The sequence below is a fragment of the Dietzia sp. NPDC055343 genome (genome assembly GCF_053645265.1).
Genome location: NZ_JBSHMJ010000054.1, coordinates 1 through 15,950, shown reverse-complemented (window position 1 = coordinate 15,950; position 15,950 = coordinate 1). Strand labels below are relative to the sequence as shown.

Annotated in this window: 16 protein-coding genes and 2 pseudogenes; 10 read left to right on the top strand and 8 right to left on the bottom strand. The window is 65.1% G+C overall.

Going from position 1 to position 15,950, the window contains the following annotated elements; all coding sequences use genetic code 11:
* Positions 1 to 257: pseudogene (locus ACWIE7_RS17230) on the top strand (sucrase ferredoxin); the annotation flags it as partial.
* 45 nt (positions 258 to 302) lie between these two features.
* Here the strand turns inward: ACWIE7_RS17230 and ACWIE7_RS17225 are convergent.
* Both ACWIE7_RS17225 and ACWIE7_RS17220 read right to left on the bottom strand, forming a co-directional pair.
* Positions 303 to 1,274: a VOC family protein gene (locus ACWIE7_RS17225; RefSeq protein ID WP_454057855.1), complete on the bottom strand. Its 972-nt coding sequence runs from the start codon at positions 1,272 to 1,274 to the stop codon at positions 303 to 305.
* Positions 1,275 to 1,358: 84 nt separating this feature from the next.
* On the bottom strand, positions 1,359 to 2,558 hold the full coding sequence (locus ACWIE7_RS17220) for an acyl-CoA dehydrogenase family protein (RefSeq protein ID WP_454057854.1): 1,200 nt from the start codon (positions 2,556 to 2,558) through the stop codon (positions 1,359 to 1,361).
* A gap of 145 nt (positions 2,559 to 2,703) precedes the next feature.
* On the opposite strand from ACWIE7_RS17220, the gene ACWIE7_RS17215 reads away from it, so the two are divergent.
* Positions 2,704 to 3,270 carry a flavin reductase family protein gene (locus tag ACWIE7_RS17215; RefSeq protein ID WP_454057853.1) on the top strand — a complete coding sequence of 189 codons (567 nt, stop codon included), beginning with the start codon at positions 2,704 to 2,706 and terminating at the stop codon, positions 3,268 to 3,270.
* Positions 3,271 to 3,329: 59 nt separating this feature from the next.
* Here the strand turns inward: ACWIE7_RS17215 and ACWIE7_RS17210 are convergent, their stop codons facing one another.
* From ACWIE7_RS17210 to ACWIE7_RS17200, 3 genes are all read right to left on the bottom strand, one after another.
* Complete coding sequence (locus ACWIE7_RS17210) at positions 3,330 to 3,563, bottom strand: hypothetical protein (protein WP_454057852.1); 234 nt, start codon at positions 3,561 to 3,563, stop codon at positions 3,330 to 3,332.
* The gene (locus ACWIE7_RS17205) at positions 3,563 to 4,699 is read right to left on the bottom strand and encodes a Rieske 2Fe-2S domain-containing protein (RefSeq protein ID WP_454057851.1); all 1,137 of its coding nucleotides are present in this window, start codon (positions 4,697 to 4,699) and stop codon (positions 3,563 to 3,565) included. The genes ACWIE7_RS17210 and ACWIE7_RS17205 overlap by 1 nt, the downstream gene beginning before the upstream one ends.
* Before the next feature lie 90 nt (positions 4,700 to 4,789).
* Positions 4,790 to 5,587: an IclR family transcriptional regulator gene (locus tag ACWIE7_RS17200; RefSeq protein WP_454057850.1), complete on the bottom strand. Its 798-nt coding sequence runs from the start codon at positions 5,585 to 5,587 to the stop codon at positions 4,790 to 4,792.
* 245 nt (positions 5,588 to 5,832) lie between these two features.
* Between ACWIE7_RS17200 and ACWIE7_RS17195 the strand changes: the two genes are divergently transcribed.
* The 7 genes and pseudogenes from ACWIE7_RS17195 to ACWIE7_RS17165 all read left to right on the top strand — a co-directional run bounded on the left by ACWIE7_RS17195 (position 5,833) and on the right by ACWIE7_RS17165 (position 10,615).
* Positions 5,833 to 6,345: a nuclear transport factor 2 family protein gene (locus ACWIE7_RS17195; protein ID WP_454057945.1), complete on the top strand. Its 513-nt coding sequence runs from the start codon at positions 5,833 to 5,835 to the stop codon at positions 6,343 to 6,345.
* Positions 6,346 to 6,374: 29 nt separating this feature from the next.
* Positions 6,375 to 7,247: an SDR family NAD(P)-dependent oxidoreductase gene (locus ACWIE7_RS17190; RefSeq protein ID WP_454057849.1), complete on the top strand. Its 873-nt coding sequence runs from the start codon at positions 6,375 to 6,377 to the stop codon at positions 7,245 to 7,247.
* A 307-nt stretch (positions 7,248 to 7,554) separates the two neighbouring features.
* Positions 7,555 to 7,716, top strand: coding sequence for a hypothetical protein (locus ACWIE7_RS17185; protein WP_454057848.1), 162 nt, complete (start codon positions 7,555 to 7,557; stop codon positions 7,714 to 7,716).
* 172 nt (positions 7,717 to 7,888) lie between these two features.
* A complete protein-coding gene (locus tag ACWIE7_RS17180) occupies positions 7,889 to 8,584 on the top strand; it encodes a hypothetical protein (RefSeq protein ID WP_454070070.1) in 696 nt (231 codons plus the stop codon).
* A gap of 378 nt (positions 8,585 to 8,962) precedes the next feature.
* Positions 8,963 to 9,157 (top strand): annotated as a pseudogene (locus tag ACWIE7_RS17175) (MFS transporter); the annotation flags it as partial.
* Positions 9,158 to 9,424: 267 nt separating this feature from the next.
* Positions 9,425 to 9,691: a hypothetical protein gene (locus tag ACWIE7_RS17170; protein WP_454057846.1), complete on the top strand. Its 267-nt coding sequence runs from the start codon at positions 9,425 to 9,427 to the stop codon at positions 9,689 to 9,691.
* Positions 9,692 to 9,784: 93 nt separating this feature from the next.
* Positions 9,785 to 10,615, top strand: coding sequence for an alpha/beta fold hydrolase (locus ACWIE7_RS17165; RefSeq protein WP_454070069.1), 831 nt, complete (start codon positions 9,785 to 9,787; stop codon positions 10,613 to 10,615).
* 33 nt (positions 10,616 to 10,648) lie between these two features.
* Here ACWIE7_RS17165 and ACWIE7_RS17160 read toward each other — a convergent pair whose 3' ends face one another.
* Complete coding sequence (locus ACWIE7_RS17160; protein ID WP_454070068.1) at positions 10,649 to 11,062, bottom strand: PRC-barrel domain-containing protein; 414 nt, start codon at positions 11,060 to 11,062, stop codon at positions 10,649 to 10,651.
* Positions 11,063 to 11,318: 256 nt separating this feature from the next.
* Between ACWIE7_RS17160 and ACWIE7_RS17155 the strand changes: the two genes are divergently transcribed.
* Positions 11,319 to 11,792: a MaoC/PaaZ C-terminal domain-containing protein gene (locus ACWIE7_RS17155; protein ID WP_454070067.1), complete on the top strand. Its 474-nt coding sequence runs from the start codon at positions 11,319 to 11,321 to the stop codon at positions 11,790 to 11,792.
* A 345-nt stretch (positions 11,793 to 12,137) separates the two neighbouring features.
* Here ACWIE7_RS17155 and ACWIE7_RS17150 read toward each other — a convergent pair whose 3' ends face one another.
* Complete coding sequence (locus ACWIE7_RS17150) at positions 12,138 to 15,356, bottom strand: DUF3427 domain-containing protein (RefSeq protein WP_454070066.1); 3,219 nt, start codon at positions 15,354 to 15,356, stop codon at positions 12,138 to 12,140.
* Complete coding sequence (locus ACWIE7_RS17145; RefSeq protein WP_454070065.1) at positions 15,353 to 15,748, bottom strand: (deoxy)nucleoside triphosphate pyrophosphohydrolase; 396 nt, start codon at positions 15,746 to 15,748, stop codon at positions 15,353 to 15,355. Before ACWIE7_RS17145 ends, ACWIE7_RS17150 begins: the two co-directional genes overlap by 4 nt.
* Positions 15,749 to 15,950: the final 202 nt, after the last annotated feature.

The window sequence follows — 15,950 nt, the reverse complement described above, 5'->3', positions numbered from 1 at the left end:
ACCCGGCGGCGGTGCAGGTCGCGCAGCACCGCGCCCGGCCGTTGCTCGGCGACGACCGCATCGACGCCTTGGCCCCGCTGGACGTGACCGACGTCGACGACGCCGGCCACGTCGTCGTCACCCTCGAGGGCCCGCTCGGGCCTATCGGGGTGCGACTGCGGGAGACCTTCTCCGAGCCGATCTTCACCATGTGCCAGGCCCGCTCGGCCGGCCCGGTCACGCAGTGGGAGCTCGTCAGCATCAGCGCTCTGGAGTGACGCGGCTGGCGAGGGGGCCGGGCCGAGCAGTCGCCCGGAGCCGGGTCAGGCGTTCTCGACCACGGGCTCGGCGAGGTCGTCAGCCACGGTCTCGGCAGTGGCGTCGTCGAGCGGGATAGTGCAGGCGAGCGGCTCACTGCCGGACCAGTCGTGGCCCCAGTAACTGTCGGCGGAGATGAGCTGCGGTAGGTAGCTGTTCTCGTCCACCGTGAGGCCGTCGTAGCCGTACTCGATGTCCCAGCCTCCGGGGGCGCGCAGGTAGTAGGACACCATCTTGTCGTTGGTGTGCCTGCCGAGGGTGGAAGAGATCGTGAACCCGTGCTCGAGCGTGCGCTCCATGGCCTGGGCGACCTGGTCCATCTCGGCCACTTCGAGCATGATGTGCACGATCCCGGGGCCCATCTGCGGGGCCGGCATCACGGCGAAGCTGTGGTGACGCGGGTTGACGCCCATGAACTGGATCCGCAGGGGAGGCATGCCGGGCGCCGGGGGGAACGGGAAGGCGCCGCGGGTGTGGAAGCCCAGCACGTCGCGGTAAAACGCGATGGTGGCCTCGTGGTCGGTGGACGGCACGACGATGTGGCCCAGGCCCAGTTCGTCACTGACGAATTCGGTACGGAACTTCGTGGATACGGCGGAGTGGTCGAGGCCGGCGCCGTGGAAGATCTCCAGGGGCTGGCCGGTGGGGTCCTCGAGCGCGATGAGCTCGTCCACGTCGCGGGCGCGCGCCTCGTCGTAGGACAGGTCGCGGTACTGCACACCGTGCTCGCGCAGTGAGGCGCGGACCCGGTCGAGGGCGATCTCGTCGCGGACCTCCCAGCCCATCGCGGTGAGCTTGTCGGTCTCGCCGCGGCGGATGACCAGTCGGTAGGAGCGCTCGTCGAGTCGCAGGTAGAGGGCGTCGTCGGTGGACAGGGCGCCTTCGCCCAGGTCGAGGACGTCAAAGGCGAGTGTGCGCCAGCGATCGAGTTCGGTGGTGTCGATCGTGAGGTAGCCGAGAGCTCGGATGTCTCCCATGGGAAGAGGCCTTTCGTGAAGTGGTGGTGGGGTGGTGCCTCGGGTACGGCCGGGTGTGCCGCGCAGACGGCGATACCCGGACCGTCAGATCATGGCGCGTAGCGGACCCTCGGGATCCACTCCGAGACCGGAGAGGGCGGAGGCGTGGTAGACGGTGCTGGGGACGTGGATGGCGTGGTGGAGCCCGGCGTGCGCGTCTCGCCAGAACCGCTGCATCGGCTTGTCCATGCGCAGGGCCGTGCCGCCGCAGCGGTCGTAAACATTGTCGATGGCGCGGACGGCGGTCCAGGCGACGTCGACCTGGGTGCGGCGGCCCTGGGCGCGGCGGTCGAAGCCGACCTCGTCCCCGCGGTCCACGATCTCCCATATCTCCTCCGCATTGGCGATGAGCGCCTGGCGCGCCTGATACACCTTGGCCTCGGCGTCGCCCAGTTGGTACAGGACGTAGGGGTCGTCCTTGATGGCGGTGCCCTGCGCGCCGATGCGATCCTCGAGATATTCGCGTGCCGTGTCGAGAAAGCCCTCGCAGATGCCGATCGTGGCCGACGAGATGCCCAGTGGGAACATGCAGGACCACGGCATGCGGTAGACGGTCTGCTCGAGACCGGCCTTCGCGATCTGGGTGCCGTCGATGAGATGGTCGTACTCCATGACGCGCTCGGTGGGGATGAACGCGTCCTCCACGATGAGATCCTTGGAGCCTGTCCCGCGCAGGCCCACCACGTCCCAGGAGTCCTCGACGATCTCGTAGTCCGTGCGGGGGATGATGACGTGCAGCATGCGGGGCGGAAGGCTCATCGATCCGTCGGCCTCGTGCGCCATGGCGCCGAGGAACGCCCAGGTGCAGTGGTCGGTGCCGGAGGAGAAGCTCCACCGTCCGGACATCCGGTAGCCGCCTTCGACGGGGATGGCGGCGCCGTTGGGCATGTAGGGGGACGCCATCCACGTGTCCGCGTCGCTACCCCAGACGTCGTCCTGGACGCTTGTGTCCGCCATGGCGAGCTGCCACGGGTGGACGCCGACGATGCCGGCCACCCAGCCGGCGCTCGGGTTGACCGCGGCGATGCCCATGACCGTCTCGGCGAACTGGCGGGGAGTGGCCTCCATGCCGCCGTACCGGACGGGCTGGAGCATGCGGATCACGCCTGCGTCCTTCATGCGCGCGACGGTGGCATCGGCCAGCTTGCCGAGCTGATCGGCCTCCAGGCCTTCCGCGAAGAGGGCGTCGCGGTCAGCGGTGACCTGGGCAAGGACCGTGCCAGGGGTGGTGAGGGTTCCGGTCATCGGGAAGCCTTTCGAACGTGGCGGCCGTGGGTCGCCGGGTGGATTGCCTCCACTGTGGCCCATGGTGTGTTCTGTATCACGTCGAGTTTCCGGTGAGTGGGAACCGAGTCCGCTCCGCGACGTGGTGAGGGTCACCCTGGAGAGCATGAATGACACGATTGATCTGACCGACAACCGCGCATTGCGCGACGTCCTGGGGCGTTTTGGCACAGGCGTCTGCGTGGTGACCGGGCGGGACGACGACGGCAACACGGTGGGCATGACCTGCCAGTCCTTCATGGGCGTGTCCCTGGATCCTCCACTGGTGCTGATCTCGGTGATGAAGACATCGCGGACGTTGCCGCACCTCAAGACGTCGTCTGGCTTCGCGGTGAGCGTGCTGGGCGAGGGTGATGAGGCCATCTCGGCGATGGCCGGGAGCAAGGCGCCGGACAAGTTCGATCATGTCCCGCTGTGTCCGACGGAGGGTGGGCACCGGGTCATCGACGGCGCCCCGGCGTGGTTCGTCTGCGGTCTCGAGGCCTGGGTCGAGGCCGGCGACCACGAACTGCTCATTGGCCGCGTCGTAGAGGCGGGCCCGGCCGTCAGCGACCGCAGGCCGTTGATGTTCCACGACAGCCGGTACGCCTCGCTGCTGGACGAGTCGGTCCTGCCGGTGGCCGCGGACCTGTCCGGTCTGCTCACCGCGACCGGTGCTGATACCTGGTTCTGACGGGCGCGGACGCGAGACGCCCCTGCCGAGTGGTCGGCAGGGGCGTCTGTCGTCGGTGGTCAGGTACCGGGCACGCGCTCGCGGGCGTCGATCAGCCCGTCATCAAAGGCGGCGCGCACGGCTGCGGTGAGGGTCTCGCAGCGGCCGGTGGCGAACCGGGCGGGCTCGACCCCGAGCTCGGGGCACGAGGCGTGCCCGTCGGCCCACCGCGTGATCGTGTGTTCGCGCGAGTACTTGGTCACCTCGACGCACGAGTCGCAGCGCGGACAGGCGAGGGCGGTGGCGTCCAGCATCAGGCCCTGCCCATCGCCACGAGATTCTCGGCGACCTCCTGTTTCCAGGTGGCCACGGCGTGGTCGGTGTCGATCTCCACCTCGACGCGCTCGACCATGTCCGGCTCGATGTCCTCGACGTCCACGTAGAACTGCTCGTACCAGCGGCGCAATTGGTACACGGGGCCGTCTTGCTCGGTGAGCAGCGGGTTGTCGATCCGGGCCTTGTCACGCCAGATCTCGACGTCCTGACCGAACCCGTAGGCGAGCGCGTTGGTCAGCGACGCGGCGGCCTGGCGGGCCTCATCGGGGTCGACGCCGGGTTGTTTCCTGGCAGCCACCCCGAAGTTGATGAGGAAGGACTTCTCGTCGATCGGGTAGTGGCTGTTGATGAGCACGGCCTCGACGGTTTTGTCGCCCACTACCAGCTGCTGCGGGTTCACCATGTAGGACGGGCCGAAGTACGACGCCTCGGACCGCAACTCGGACCCCTCGTCCCCGTAGGCGTTGTCGGGGTCGACGTCCGTGCGGGGGCGGCTGTGCATGTACTGGGTGGCCACGTGCCCCTCGAAGACGTTCCGGAAGTAGTGCGGGAACGCCAGGTGCACGTAGAAGAAGTGGGCCATGTCGACGACGTTGTCGATCATCTCCCGGCAGTGTGCACCCTCGACGAGGAACGTCTGCCAGGACCACTCGGTCCATTCGCCATCGTCCCATCCCTCGAGGACGGGGATCGTGACCTCCTCGGTGGGCTGCGAACGCTGAGGGTCGTTCCAGACGAAGAGTTGTCCGTTGCGCACCATCGAGGGCCAGGCGCGCGTCTTGGCGGCCACCGGCACGCGCTTGGCGTACGGGATGCCCGTGCACTTGCCGTCTCCGCCCCAACGCCAGTCGTGGAACGGGCACGCGATGGAGTCGCCCTTGACGGTGCCCTTGGCGAGGTTGCCGCCCATGTGTCGGCAGTAGCCGTCGAGGATCTTCACCCCGTCGGAGGTGCGGAAGACCACGAGGCTGGTACCGAAGATCTTGACCATGTGGGGCTTGCCGTCATCGAAGTCCTCGGCCAGGCCGAGGCAGTGCCATCCGCGGGCGAAGCGGCTCGGGTTGCTGCCGCTCTCTATCTCGCGAACAGGGGTGTCAGTGTGTGTGGGGGTCATCAGGGGCTCCCTTCGTGGCTGTGACCGTGCACACACCGTAGGGAGCGTGATCGTCGTCACGGGGGCCGGTTTCCGGTGGTCGGGAAGTTCCTAGTCCCGTGGCGCTCTGGGAGAGTGGGCGATGTCGGCCAGGATGTCGAGTGCGCAGGTCCGGAGTGCCTGGGGCAGCGTGGAGTCCACACGGAGCCGCTCCGTGGGGCCGAACACCGAGACGGCGACGGTGGTCTGGTGTCCGTCACTGGTGGCCACCGGTCGGACGGTGACGGGGATCGCGACGTCGGACAGATGGGGAAAGAGTTCCCCGTGGACGCGAGCGAGGCCCTCGTCGCGCGCGGTACGCACTGCCTCGGTCAACTGATCCCGCGTCTGCAGACTCTCGCGGGTCGTCCGATCGAGTTGCAGCGGGAAATGGTCGGTGAGGTAGTCGTCCGGCTCGGTGGCCAGGAGGGCCCTGCCGGCCGCGGTGCGGAACGCGGGATGGCGGCCGCCGACGTAGGTGGGTACCACGCTCGGCCTCGCGTCCCCGACCTTGTCCCACCACACGACGTCGGTCCCGTCCAAGTATCCCAGGTGGACGACGAGCCGGGTGCGTTCGCGCACTGTTTCCAGGTGTGGGCGGGCGATGCGGAAGAACCAGTGCCCCTGCCGGGCGATGGTGCCCAGGTGGAAGGGGCGTACCCCGATCTCGTAGTCGTTGCGGATGCGGGTGACCCAACGCCGACGCGTCATCTGTTCGAGCAGTCGATGGACGGTCGTTCGCGGTAGCAAGGTCGTGCGCGAGATCTGGGTGAGGTTCATCGACCCCTCGGTGGCGATGGCGTCGAGGATCAAATCGACTCGGTCGAGAATGCCGGAGAGGGAATCCGGGGCATCGTGAGGGGTGGCCACAGGTGACTCCAATCGGCGAGAGGGAGCGGGTATTCGGGTTGAGTGCGCTGAGCGCTTTCGCGGCGCCGTTGGGACCGGAGCCGCGGTGTGACTGCCCTCACCGTATCCCACTCAGTGGAAGGTGCTTGCGCCAGCCGGGGACGGTTTGCAACTTTCCGGCCACTGGGAATGGTGCCGCGCGCGCTCGTGCGGCAGGGCTAGCGTGGTGTGTGTCACACGATAAGAGGGATGGCATGACAACGCAGATGGACGAACTGACGATGGACCAGCGCCTTGCGCGGCTGGAGGCCGTGCAGCAGATCACGGCACTCAAGCACCGGTACCTGCGCGCGTGCGACAACAAGGATCCCGAGGGATTCCGGGCGGCGTTCATCCGGCACGGAGCGACGATCGACTTCGGGCCCATGGGCAGCTTTCCGGACGCCGACGGGATCGCCGCGGTGTATGAGCAGGTGGCGCTGCATAAAAACGACGGCGCGCACACGATCCTCGACATGCACCACGCGGTGCACCCGGACATCGAGATCTCCGGTGCTGACACGGCGCAGGGGCGATGGAGCCTGCGGTTCCGTCAGATCGACCTGACCGCGTCGACGGAGACCGTCGCCGCGATGGAGTATTGGGACCGCTACGTCATCGAGGACGGTGAGTGGAGAATCTCGCACAGTCGGTCGATGCCGCTGTGGTCTCTCACGCGTCCGCTCGGTGAGGTCATGGCGCTCGCGGACAACATGCCGATCACCATCACCGCCCCGTGATCACCGAACTGAACCCTGGAGGAGAACTCATGCCAGATGTGGAACGCGATCGCGTGATCGTGGTGACCGGTGCGAGCCGAGGGGCGGGCAAGGGCATCGCCCTGGGCCTCGCGGGCCCGGGCACGACGATCTACGTGACGGGTCGGACGCAGCGGGAGGGGGACGCGGCCCTGCCGGGCACGGTCGCGGCCACCGCCGAGGAGATCACCGCTCGGGGTGGGGTCGGCATCCCCGTGGTGTGTGATCATGCCGACGACGACCAGGTCGGCGAACTCTTCGAGCGGGTGCGACGGGAGCACGGTCGGCTGGACGTGCTGGTCAACAACGCACTGGTCGTTCACGACGACCTGACCCGGCCCGGCCCCTTCTGGGAGAAGCCGCTCTCGCTCCAGGTCGTCCTGGACGTCGGGACCCGGTCGAGCTATGCGGCCAGTTGGTTCGCGGCTCCGCTGCTCGTGGCGGGTGGCGGCGGCCTGGTGGTCAACACCTCATCCTTCGGCGGGCGGTGCTACATGCACGGGCCGGCCTACGGCGCGGGCAAGGCTGCCGTGGACAAGATGGCGCACGACATGGCCCACGATTTCCGCCCGTTCGGGGTGGCCGCGATCTCGTTGTGGATGGGCATGCTCCGGACGGAGCGGACGGAGGCGCTCTTCGAGGGCGCCGCCGAGTCGGAGCAATACCAGAGCTTTGTGGCCACCGCGGAGTCCGCCGAGTTCCCCGGCCGCGTGATCGATGCGCTCTTTCGCGACCCGGGATTGATGGAGCGCTCGGGACGGGTGTTGGTGGCCGCCGAACTGGCGGAGGAGTTCGGCCTGCGTGACATCGATGGCAAGCAGCCGCCGTCCCATCGGCCGTTCTTGGGTGCGCCCCCGGAGTTCAGCGAGGCTGTGATCGAGTGAACGCGCCTGTCTCCGGGCGGCGGATTACCTCGACGGGATACCGATACACCTCGGACAGGAGTCCTGCGGCGAGGACGTCATCCGGGCGGCCGCACGCGATGATCTCGCCACCGCCCAGAATCGCGACTCTGTCCGAGTAGGCGGCCGCCAGCCTGAGATCGTGCAGCACCACCACCACGCCGGAGCCGGCCGCGGCGCGGGCCGGCGATCTGCATACATCGGCGGCGGGATCGCCTACAGTCGCAAGTCCTGACTGTCCCCCACTTGGGCGGGGCGGAACGTTTTCCATGGTGGTAGGTTTCCGCCCATGCTCAAACTCCTCATCGTCCTACTCGTTATCTGGCTGGCCCTCGGCATCATCGGGATTGCCGTCAAGGGCCTGGTCTGGCTCGCGGCCATCGGCGCCGTACTGTTCGTCGTCACCGCCGTGTGGGGTTTCGTCAAGCGAGAGACCCTCAACCGGCGCTGACGCGAAGCCTGATCGTTCGGGCGCTTCTCTGCGAATCTGTCGCGCAGGAGCGCCCGTTCGGCGTTTCACAGGCGTATGCCCCAAGGGATCCCGCGCGCGCCGATCCTCCGGTGGACAACTCGACCACGTATCGGAAGATCGGCGGCAAGACCGATGACGAATGGAGTGGATCATGAGGGTCACTAGTGGTGCCGCGTTCACCCTGGCGGCAAGCTTGATGGTCTTGTCAGGCTGCAGCACGGCCGGCGAGGACGCCCCCTCGGTCCCCGTGTCGACGAGCACCGTTCTCGCCACCCAGGAATCCGCTGATCCTGACGCCGGCGCATCGGGGGAGCGGACATCCGCGGGTCCGGCAGCGTCCTCGGACGGGGGCGTCGACGAGATCCGGGACGGTGAGTGGCAGATCGGCGATGCGGGAACGGTGGAGTTCACCTACGCCGACGGTCGTCTGTCGCTGGGCGCGATCACCGGGGCTGACGGCTGGCAGCATCGGGTCGGCGACGAGCAGGACGACGAGCTCACCGTGCACTTCGCCAACGGTGCCGCGCGGTGGAAGTTCGAGGTCGAGCTCGATTCCGAAGGAATGGAGATCTCGAAGGAGTTCACCCTCACTGATGCGGACGCCGGCATCTTCGAGGTGGGCGACGCTGGCGAAGTCTCGTTCTCCGGTGCGGCCGACGCGGTGACGATGGGCGAGGTGACGCCCCGCGAGGGCTGGACGGTGACCTCGCGGGACGAGTCGTCGAGTTCGGTGGAGATCGAGTTCCGTGACGACTCGGGCGGCAAGGCCGAGTTCGAGGTGGAGAGCGATCACGGCGCTCTCGAGGTGGAGATCAGCCAGAAGCGTCGCGGAGGGACACCGGCCTGACGCCCCCGCCCGCCGGACCGGCTGCGCATGCCACCCTCCGTCTAAGGGTGCGCATATGTGTGATCTGTTAACTGGTTTGGCACACGGTGCGACGGGTGTCTGACATGGGTACGGCGACTTTCGTCCGTCGCCCGTGTGTGCGCGGTCTTCGGCCACGATTACCGCTTCACCGCGGACGCCGAGGTGATGCGCTGGGCTTGCGATCGCGGCTGCGGAGACGGCGGGGAGAAGACGTATTCCAGCGCGGCGGAGGCGGCGCGCTTCGCCCGCGCCTTTGATCGCCGCGACACCCGGGATCCGGGACAACGAGCCCTGCTGATCGGACTGGAGTCACTGCGACTGTGGCGCAGGCCCCCACCCCGAGGCAAAGAGGTCGTCATGAGCTCTCAGAGCGTGGAATTGGGCACGCTCACCATCAAGGTGCCGTCGCGTCTTGACCGGTTGCCGTGGTCGAGGTTCCACTGGCGGGTGGTGCTGGGCCTGGGCGGTGTCTGGGTGTTGGATGGGCTCGAGGTCACGATGGTCGGCAACGTGGCCTCCCGGCCGACCGAAGCCGGGTCGGGAATCGAGCTCGCGCGGGCTGTCCGGCACGTGCCGTACTTCACGGCGATCTGGGCGGTGTCCAACTTCGCGAGGCCGGTGGTGTTGGGTCACTTCTTCGACTCGGTGAGTCGCAAACTCATGATCACGGCGACCTACGTTGGTTCGGGCCTACTGGCCGCCGTTATGGAGGTGGTGATGTTGACCGGGTCGGACAGTCTGTGGTTGTTCGAATTCTGCTTGTCGTGACCTTCTTCATCGCCTCTGCGGGGGGCCAACGCCGCCTATTTGACTTCCCCCATGGAGACCCGCGCGTTGGCGATCGCGTTCTTCTACGCGATCGGAACCGCGGTTGGAGGGATCAGTGGCTCGCTGTTGTTCGACAATCTCGTCAAGTCCGGGGACCGAGCTCCGGTGTCCATCGCGTTCTTCGTGGGTACCGGTGTGATCACGCTTGTCGGCGTGATCGAGGTGTTCTTCGGCGTGAAGGCGGAGCGGGCGAATCTGGAGGACATCGCGATGCCACTGACCGCCGCGGACGCCGAGAAGAACTGGGTGTTCCGCTGACCGGGAGTTCGGGACGAGGGCGGCCCTGACGGCGGCGAGAATGTCACGCACCGGTTCCGAATCCCGCACCGGGCCCTCGATCCTGGAGTACTGATGAACAACGTTGACGTCCAATTCGCAGATATCCGTGGGGGCCGTCTCGGATTCCGTGACCTCGGCAATCCTGATGGCCGGCCAGTGCTGTTCCTGCACGGCTCGGGGCCGGGGGTCACGGGCTGGCGGAACTACTCGGAGTCCGTCGGGGCCTTCGCTGACGAGTTCCGCTGCATCGTTCTGGAGTTTCCCGGTTTCGGTATCAGTGACGTGCGCGGCGGCCACCCCGTGGTCGACGCCCGGAACAGTTGCGTGGAGATCCTCGACCACCTGGGTATCGGCAGGGCGAGCATCGTGGGGAACTCGATGGGCGGCATCGTCGGCGCCGGCCTGGCGGCCAAGCAGCCCGACCGCGTGGATCGACTCGTTTGCATCGGCGGCGTGGGCACCACGTTGTTCAGCCCGGGCCCGGCGGAGGGGATCCGACTGCTTATGGACTTTCTGGCCGAGCCGGACAAGCCGGCGCTGCGCCGGTGGCTGCGGTCGATGGTCTACGACCAGACGTTGGTCACCGAGCAGCTGTTGGAAGAGCGGTGGGCGCAGGTCAACGAGCCGGGCGTGATCGAGTCGATGAAGTCCCTCTACAACCCGGCGGCGATCGCCAAGGTCGCCCGCGGCGAGGTCTCGTTTGATCTAGCCGACGTCACCGCGCCGACGCTGCTGTTCTGGGGCCGCGACGATCGCGTCTCCCCTGTGGACATGTCGATCATGCCGATGCGCCTCATGCCGGACTCGGAGGTGCACATTCTGCCGAACTGCGGGCACTGGGTGATGATCGAGCAGAAGGACGCCTTCGAGCGGCAGGCGCGGGAGTTCCTGCTACGTGGATGAGCCCGCGATGAGGCGGGCTGGCCGTCCGGGCCCTCAGTCGTCTCCACGCCGGTGGTCGTGTTTGCGCAGCCGCGCGCGTTCGGCCTCCAGCGCCGGCCCGGCCGGCCGGGCTGATCCGGCCGCGTCCGTGCCGCCGCCGTCGAGTTGGTAGTACTCGTACAGGCGGTCCGCTTCGTCGGGCGTGAGATCGCGGCCGGCTTCCACGCTCGGCGCGTCCTTGATCTGATCCTTGGTGAACTCCACGCGGATATCGCTGCCGTCGAAGCGGGCGTCCCGCAACGGCACGAAGCTCTCGGACGTTCCGAGGAGGCTGGTCGAGACGGTGGCGAACGTGGGTTCATCGGTGCGGTCGTCGAGATAGACGGTGCTGATCTTGCCGATCTTGTCTCCCGAACTGTCGTAGACGACCGCGCCATAGAAACGATCGAGTAGTTCCTTGTCGATCATGACGGACTCCCTAAGTAGCCGGATCAAACACCAGCCACGCTAGGAGCCCGCCAGTGGGTTTGCGACCGGTCCGATGCCCCCGGCCGCCCTGGGCGCGTGCCCCGCGGGTACGGAGTCACCGCAGCCCCGGGAGCAGGTGCCGCCACCACTTTCGCGGTAACGGGCGGCGCGCCGTGGAACACTCGCGGCCAAACCAATCGACGACGCTCGCGTCCGCGACAGCCGAGGCGCCGGGCAGAGCAGAGGTGCGCAACCGATGACCACAACGCCGAAGATGCCCACCGACTGGTACTTCGAGGACTTCTTCGAGGGGCAGGTGTTCCGGACCCAGGGGCGCACGATCACCGAGGCCGACCTGGTGACGTTCGCCGGCTGGAGTTGGGACACCAATCCCGTGCATACGGACGCCGTCTCCACCGCGGAGGGGCGCTTCGGGGGCCCGATCGCGCACGGGATGCTGGGGTTGTCCGTCCTCCTCGGGCTCGCGTCGCGGGTGGGTGTGTTCGACGGCTGTTCGGTGGCGTTGCTCGGGATCGACGGCTGGCGGTTCCATCTGCCGATCCGCGCCGGTGACACGGTGCGTGCGGAGATCACCATCACGGGGACTCGTCTCACGTCGTCGGGGGAGACCGGCGTCCTGGAGCGACGCTTCGAGCTGTTCGGCGCGGATGACCAGCTGGTGCAGAGCGGCCGGATCGACCTGATGGTGAGCTGCCGGCCGGAGGCGTAGGGACGGTCGGTCATGGTCACGGGGGAGGAGGGACGACGACAACAAAACCCACCCCTCACGGCCGCGAGTCGTAGCCCGCCGGGCCGCTATAGCGGGCTATAAGGTCTCGCAATTCGCAGGGGCGGGGGCTCCGGCGAAGCGGGCGTCGATTCAGGGCGCGGCTTCGGCCATGACCGTGGGGCGCTCAGAACGTAGCTCAGCTACGGGTGGCCAGCCAAGTCGTACGGACCCCCATTGTTGCAACCATCAAATGCGCTGTCAGGACGGCTCCGACGCTTCCCTGCCCAACCCACTGCTGGACGAGTCGCAGGAAAAAGCTATCTCGTAGTTGGATTAATCGGTGGCTCACCCCCCGATGACCGATGCCTGCGCAAGGACCTCAGCGGGCATTGAACGGTCTAGCCTCCAGCGGAAACGGATAGGTTTTTCATCTTGGTAGGACTCGAGTTGTGCTGTGCCAAGGAGGAGGAACGGTGCCGTGCCAACTTCGTCATCCGGTGCGTTTCGCACAGCTAGGAGGATGTTCGTGCCGTTCTCTCTATGCGTGATGTAGCGCTTTCCGGTCGGTGATGCCTGCCGGGTGGTCGACTGCGACTCCCAGTCGAACAGATCTTTTGTGACCGGGATGTCACGGTACATCGTGGATTCCGTAAACGTCTTCTCGTCCTTATGCAAGTTGATCAGGAACAAGTCGGTCTGGACTGCTGGAGACCACAGCACGCCCTCGCGATGAGTTCCTGGGCGCCGGTCCATGGAGGTCCACTGCAGGCCAGAAAGTAGTTCTTCGCGCTGATAGCGTGCGTGTGAGCGGAGGGGGAGTGTCTCGAGACCTCGGCCGAGTGGGATGGGGAGCATTTCGATGTTGTTACTTGCAGCTTCCATGAGTTCGGGAATTTCATCGAGAACGCTGGGGTATCTGGACATAAGCTCAGCGGCGTCGGCGAAGCTGGTGAACTTATCCTTTGGGAACATGAAGTCGATGAGCATCCGAGCCCACGGATCATTGGAATCGATTAGATCGCCGTTTCGGATGGTGGTGGCCACTCGCGCGTAGTTCTCGATGCGGTCGAGGTCATCGACGGTCCGCAATCGATGGAGACGCTTGAGGAGGGAGTGCTCGTTCTTGGAGGCGGGCGGTTCACCCTTGGCCTTTAGAAGAACCGTGTGCCAGGAGCGGTCCGAGCGGTAGACCTCATCAAGAGTCCGACCCGAGGCTTCGAGGAATGCTGCGAGTTTCTTTTCGACTCCGACCGAACGAACATCTGCGACAAGCGCGGGCATGCGGGAGTTCTGTGCTGCCCGGCGTACGGAATCGAGCACTTCCTTATGCGCAATTTCGTCTAGGACGATTCGGGAGGCGCCGGGAAGGGTGGGGTAGCCGATTTCTAGATCTCTAGTGAGTTCCTTCCGTGACTGTCCAGTCATCAGCATGTAGCGCCCAGAGACGTCGAAATCTGCTCGATGGTGTCCGACGAAGTCGAGCACCGTGAGAACAGCCTTGGCGGGGGATCGGCGGAGTCCACGACCCAGCTGCTGTATGTACACAGTGGAACTGTTCGTAGGGCGGAGCATCAGCACCACGTCGACTTCAGGAATATCGACGCCCTCATTGAAAACATCGACGGTAAAGATGCAGTTGATCCGACCAGACTTTAGGTCAGCAATGCCTCGCTCGCGCTCATCACGTGGAGTGTCGGCGCTGATCGACATTGCTGGGATGTCGTGGTCATTGAACCACCGGGCCATATATTCGGAGTGCGCGATGGTTACGCAGAATCCGAGTGCACGCATGGAGCGAGGATCAAGGACTTTTTCGCTGAGCGCGCGGTAGATGAGGACGGCACGTGCGTCATTTCCTGTGTACAAGTTGGAAAGTTGAGTGGCGTCGTAGCCTGAGGAGGTCCACTTGACGTCGGTCAGATCAGTCTCATCCGAGATGCCGTAATAGTGGAACGGGCACAGTAGGTCTTGGTTAAGGGCGTCCCACAGCCGAAGTTCTACAGCGGTGCGTCCCCCGAAGAACTTACTAACGTCGACACCGTCGGCCCGTTCTGGAGTGGCGGTAAGCCCTAGCAGTTCGGTCGCCTCGTAGTTCTGCATGAACCGCTGATATGTCGCAGCTTCAGCGTGATGAAATTCATCAACAACAATGACGTCCCAGACTTGGTCTAGATGGAGGTCTGCGCCGCGACTAAGCGACTGGATGCTCGCAAAAATGTGCGTGCCTCGGACAGGTTTTTCACCGCCGACGAAGAGTTCTCCGAATGAGGGGTCGTCAAGAACACTTCGATAAGTAGCGAGGGCTTGGGTCAGGATTTCCTTGCGGTGAGCGACGAACAGTAGTGTCGGCTGATGCCCGCTGGCTTCACAGAGTCGGTGATAGTCCAAGGCCGCCACGACAGTCTTTCCGGTACCTGTCGCAGCAACGATTAAGTTTAGATGACGGTTGAAGACTAGGCGTTCCACTTCGAGCGCTTCGAGCATCCGTCGCTGATGCGGGTAGGGGGTGAAGTGGACGACGGCAGGGGCCGGGTCCGGGGCCAAGCGCCGGTCAACGCCTGGGTACGGTTCATTTAGCTGGCTGACTGTGGCTTCCTTGAGCGGCGATTGCTCAGCGGCTTCGTGGGGCATCGGCGGAACAGGCGTCTCAGAAACCAGCTCTTGGCTGTTTGGCTCAACCGTGGGGTGCGCGGAGTGCTCCCGCCGGGAAAAACCGCCGGCTGAGTCGAGCGCAGCATCAAGACGATCGGCGTCTCGATCGGGGTCGTATTCCTCGAACTCTTGGGAGCTCCAGTAAGAGTCAAAGACCTTTGTGAACTTGGCGATCTCCTTGCTGCTAGTTGCTTCAGCCAAGCGCACGTTCCATTCGAGTCCGTCCACAAGGGCGGGCTTCGACAGGTTGGAACTGCCGATGTAAGCAGTGTTGAACCCAGTTAGCCTATGGAAAAGCCAAGCCTTGGCGTGGAGCCGAGTTGAAGATATTTCATACTTGATGCGGATTTCAGCACCGAAATCACGAACCAGAATGTCCAATGCTCGGCGATCTGTGGCACCCATGTATGTCGTCGTGATTACGCGCAGCGGTACTCCGCGGCGGCGCAAGGCGCCGAGCTGGTTCTCGATAACACGTACGCCGGAGAACTTAACGAACGCGCAAAGTAGGTCGACGCTGTCAGCTGTCTCCATCTCCAGCGAGAGTTCATTGCCCAGGTTGGGCTCGTCTCGGGCGTTGGTGAGGAGAGCTCCTGCAGTAAACGAGTGAGATGGTCGATTTGGCAGCCTGTTGCCGTGAGCTGTTATCGCGTGCAGGAGCTGGGCATTCGTCACCTGATGCTCGTCGTCGAAGGATTGCAGGAGCAGTCGCGTGATCTCGAGTTGCTCGGCTGCAGTTTTACCGGCGAGGTGACCTTGAACAATCTGCTGGATGTGTCGCGACAGGATCAGCGGTAGGTCGGAATCGTCGGGAGTCGAGTAGTGCGCTTCGCCATCCGTTGCGGTGATCCGTTGGGAGAACGGTGACGTTAGAACTGATTCGTAGACGCCGAGGGGGAGGGGTTCGGTCACTGGCGCACTTTCAGTAGGGCTTCAATGGCGGGCAGGTCTGGTGCTGCCCAATCGAGTTCCCGAATGCTGGAAAAGGGCTGCCATTTGATCTGGTCGTGGTCGGAACTCTCTGTGGGATGCTTATCGGCGTCGACGAAGTAGCAGGCCAGGTCAATGGTGTTCTCGCCCACGACAGTGCTCGAGCGATCAATCAAGTCGCCCACAGTGATGTGGAGCCCAAGCTCTTCTAGGATTTCGCGGCGGAGGGCTTGCTCGGGAGTTTCATCTGACTCCACCTTCCCGCCCGGAAACTCCCACTTCCCGCCGGCAGAGCGGTTCGCGTTGCGGCGGAACGCGAGAACGCTCCCCTCGGTGCTAAATACTGCTCCAACAACGGTGATCGTTTTAGCCATTGGGTCCTCGGTCGGGCGGAAGGGGTTTCTTGAGTGATAGATCATTACTACCCGATAGGTCGGACACGTGGCTCTTGACCATGGCAGGCGTCTACCTTGCGGTAGCTACTTCGCCATATCCACCCAGTCTTTGAACCCGGACGGGTCGTGGCGGCCCATGTTGGCGTGCTCGAACATGCCCCAGCCCTCGGCGCCGTTGCAC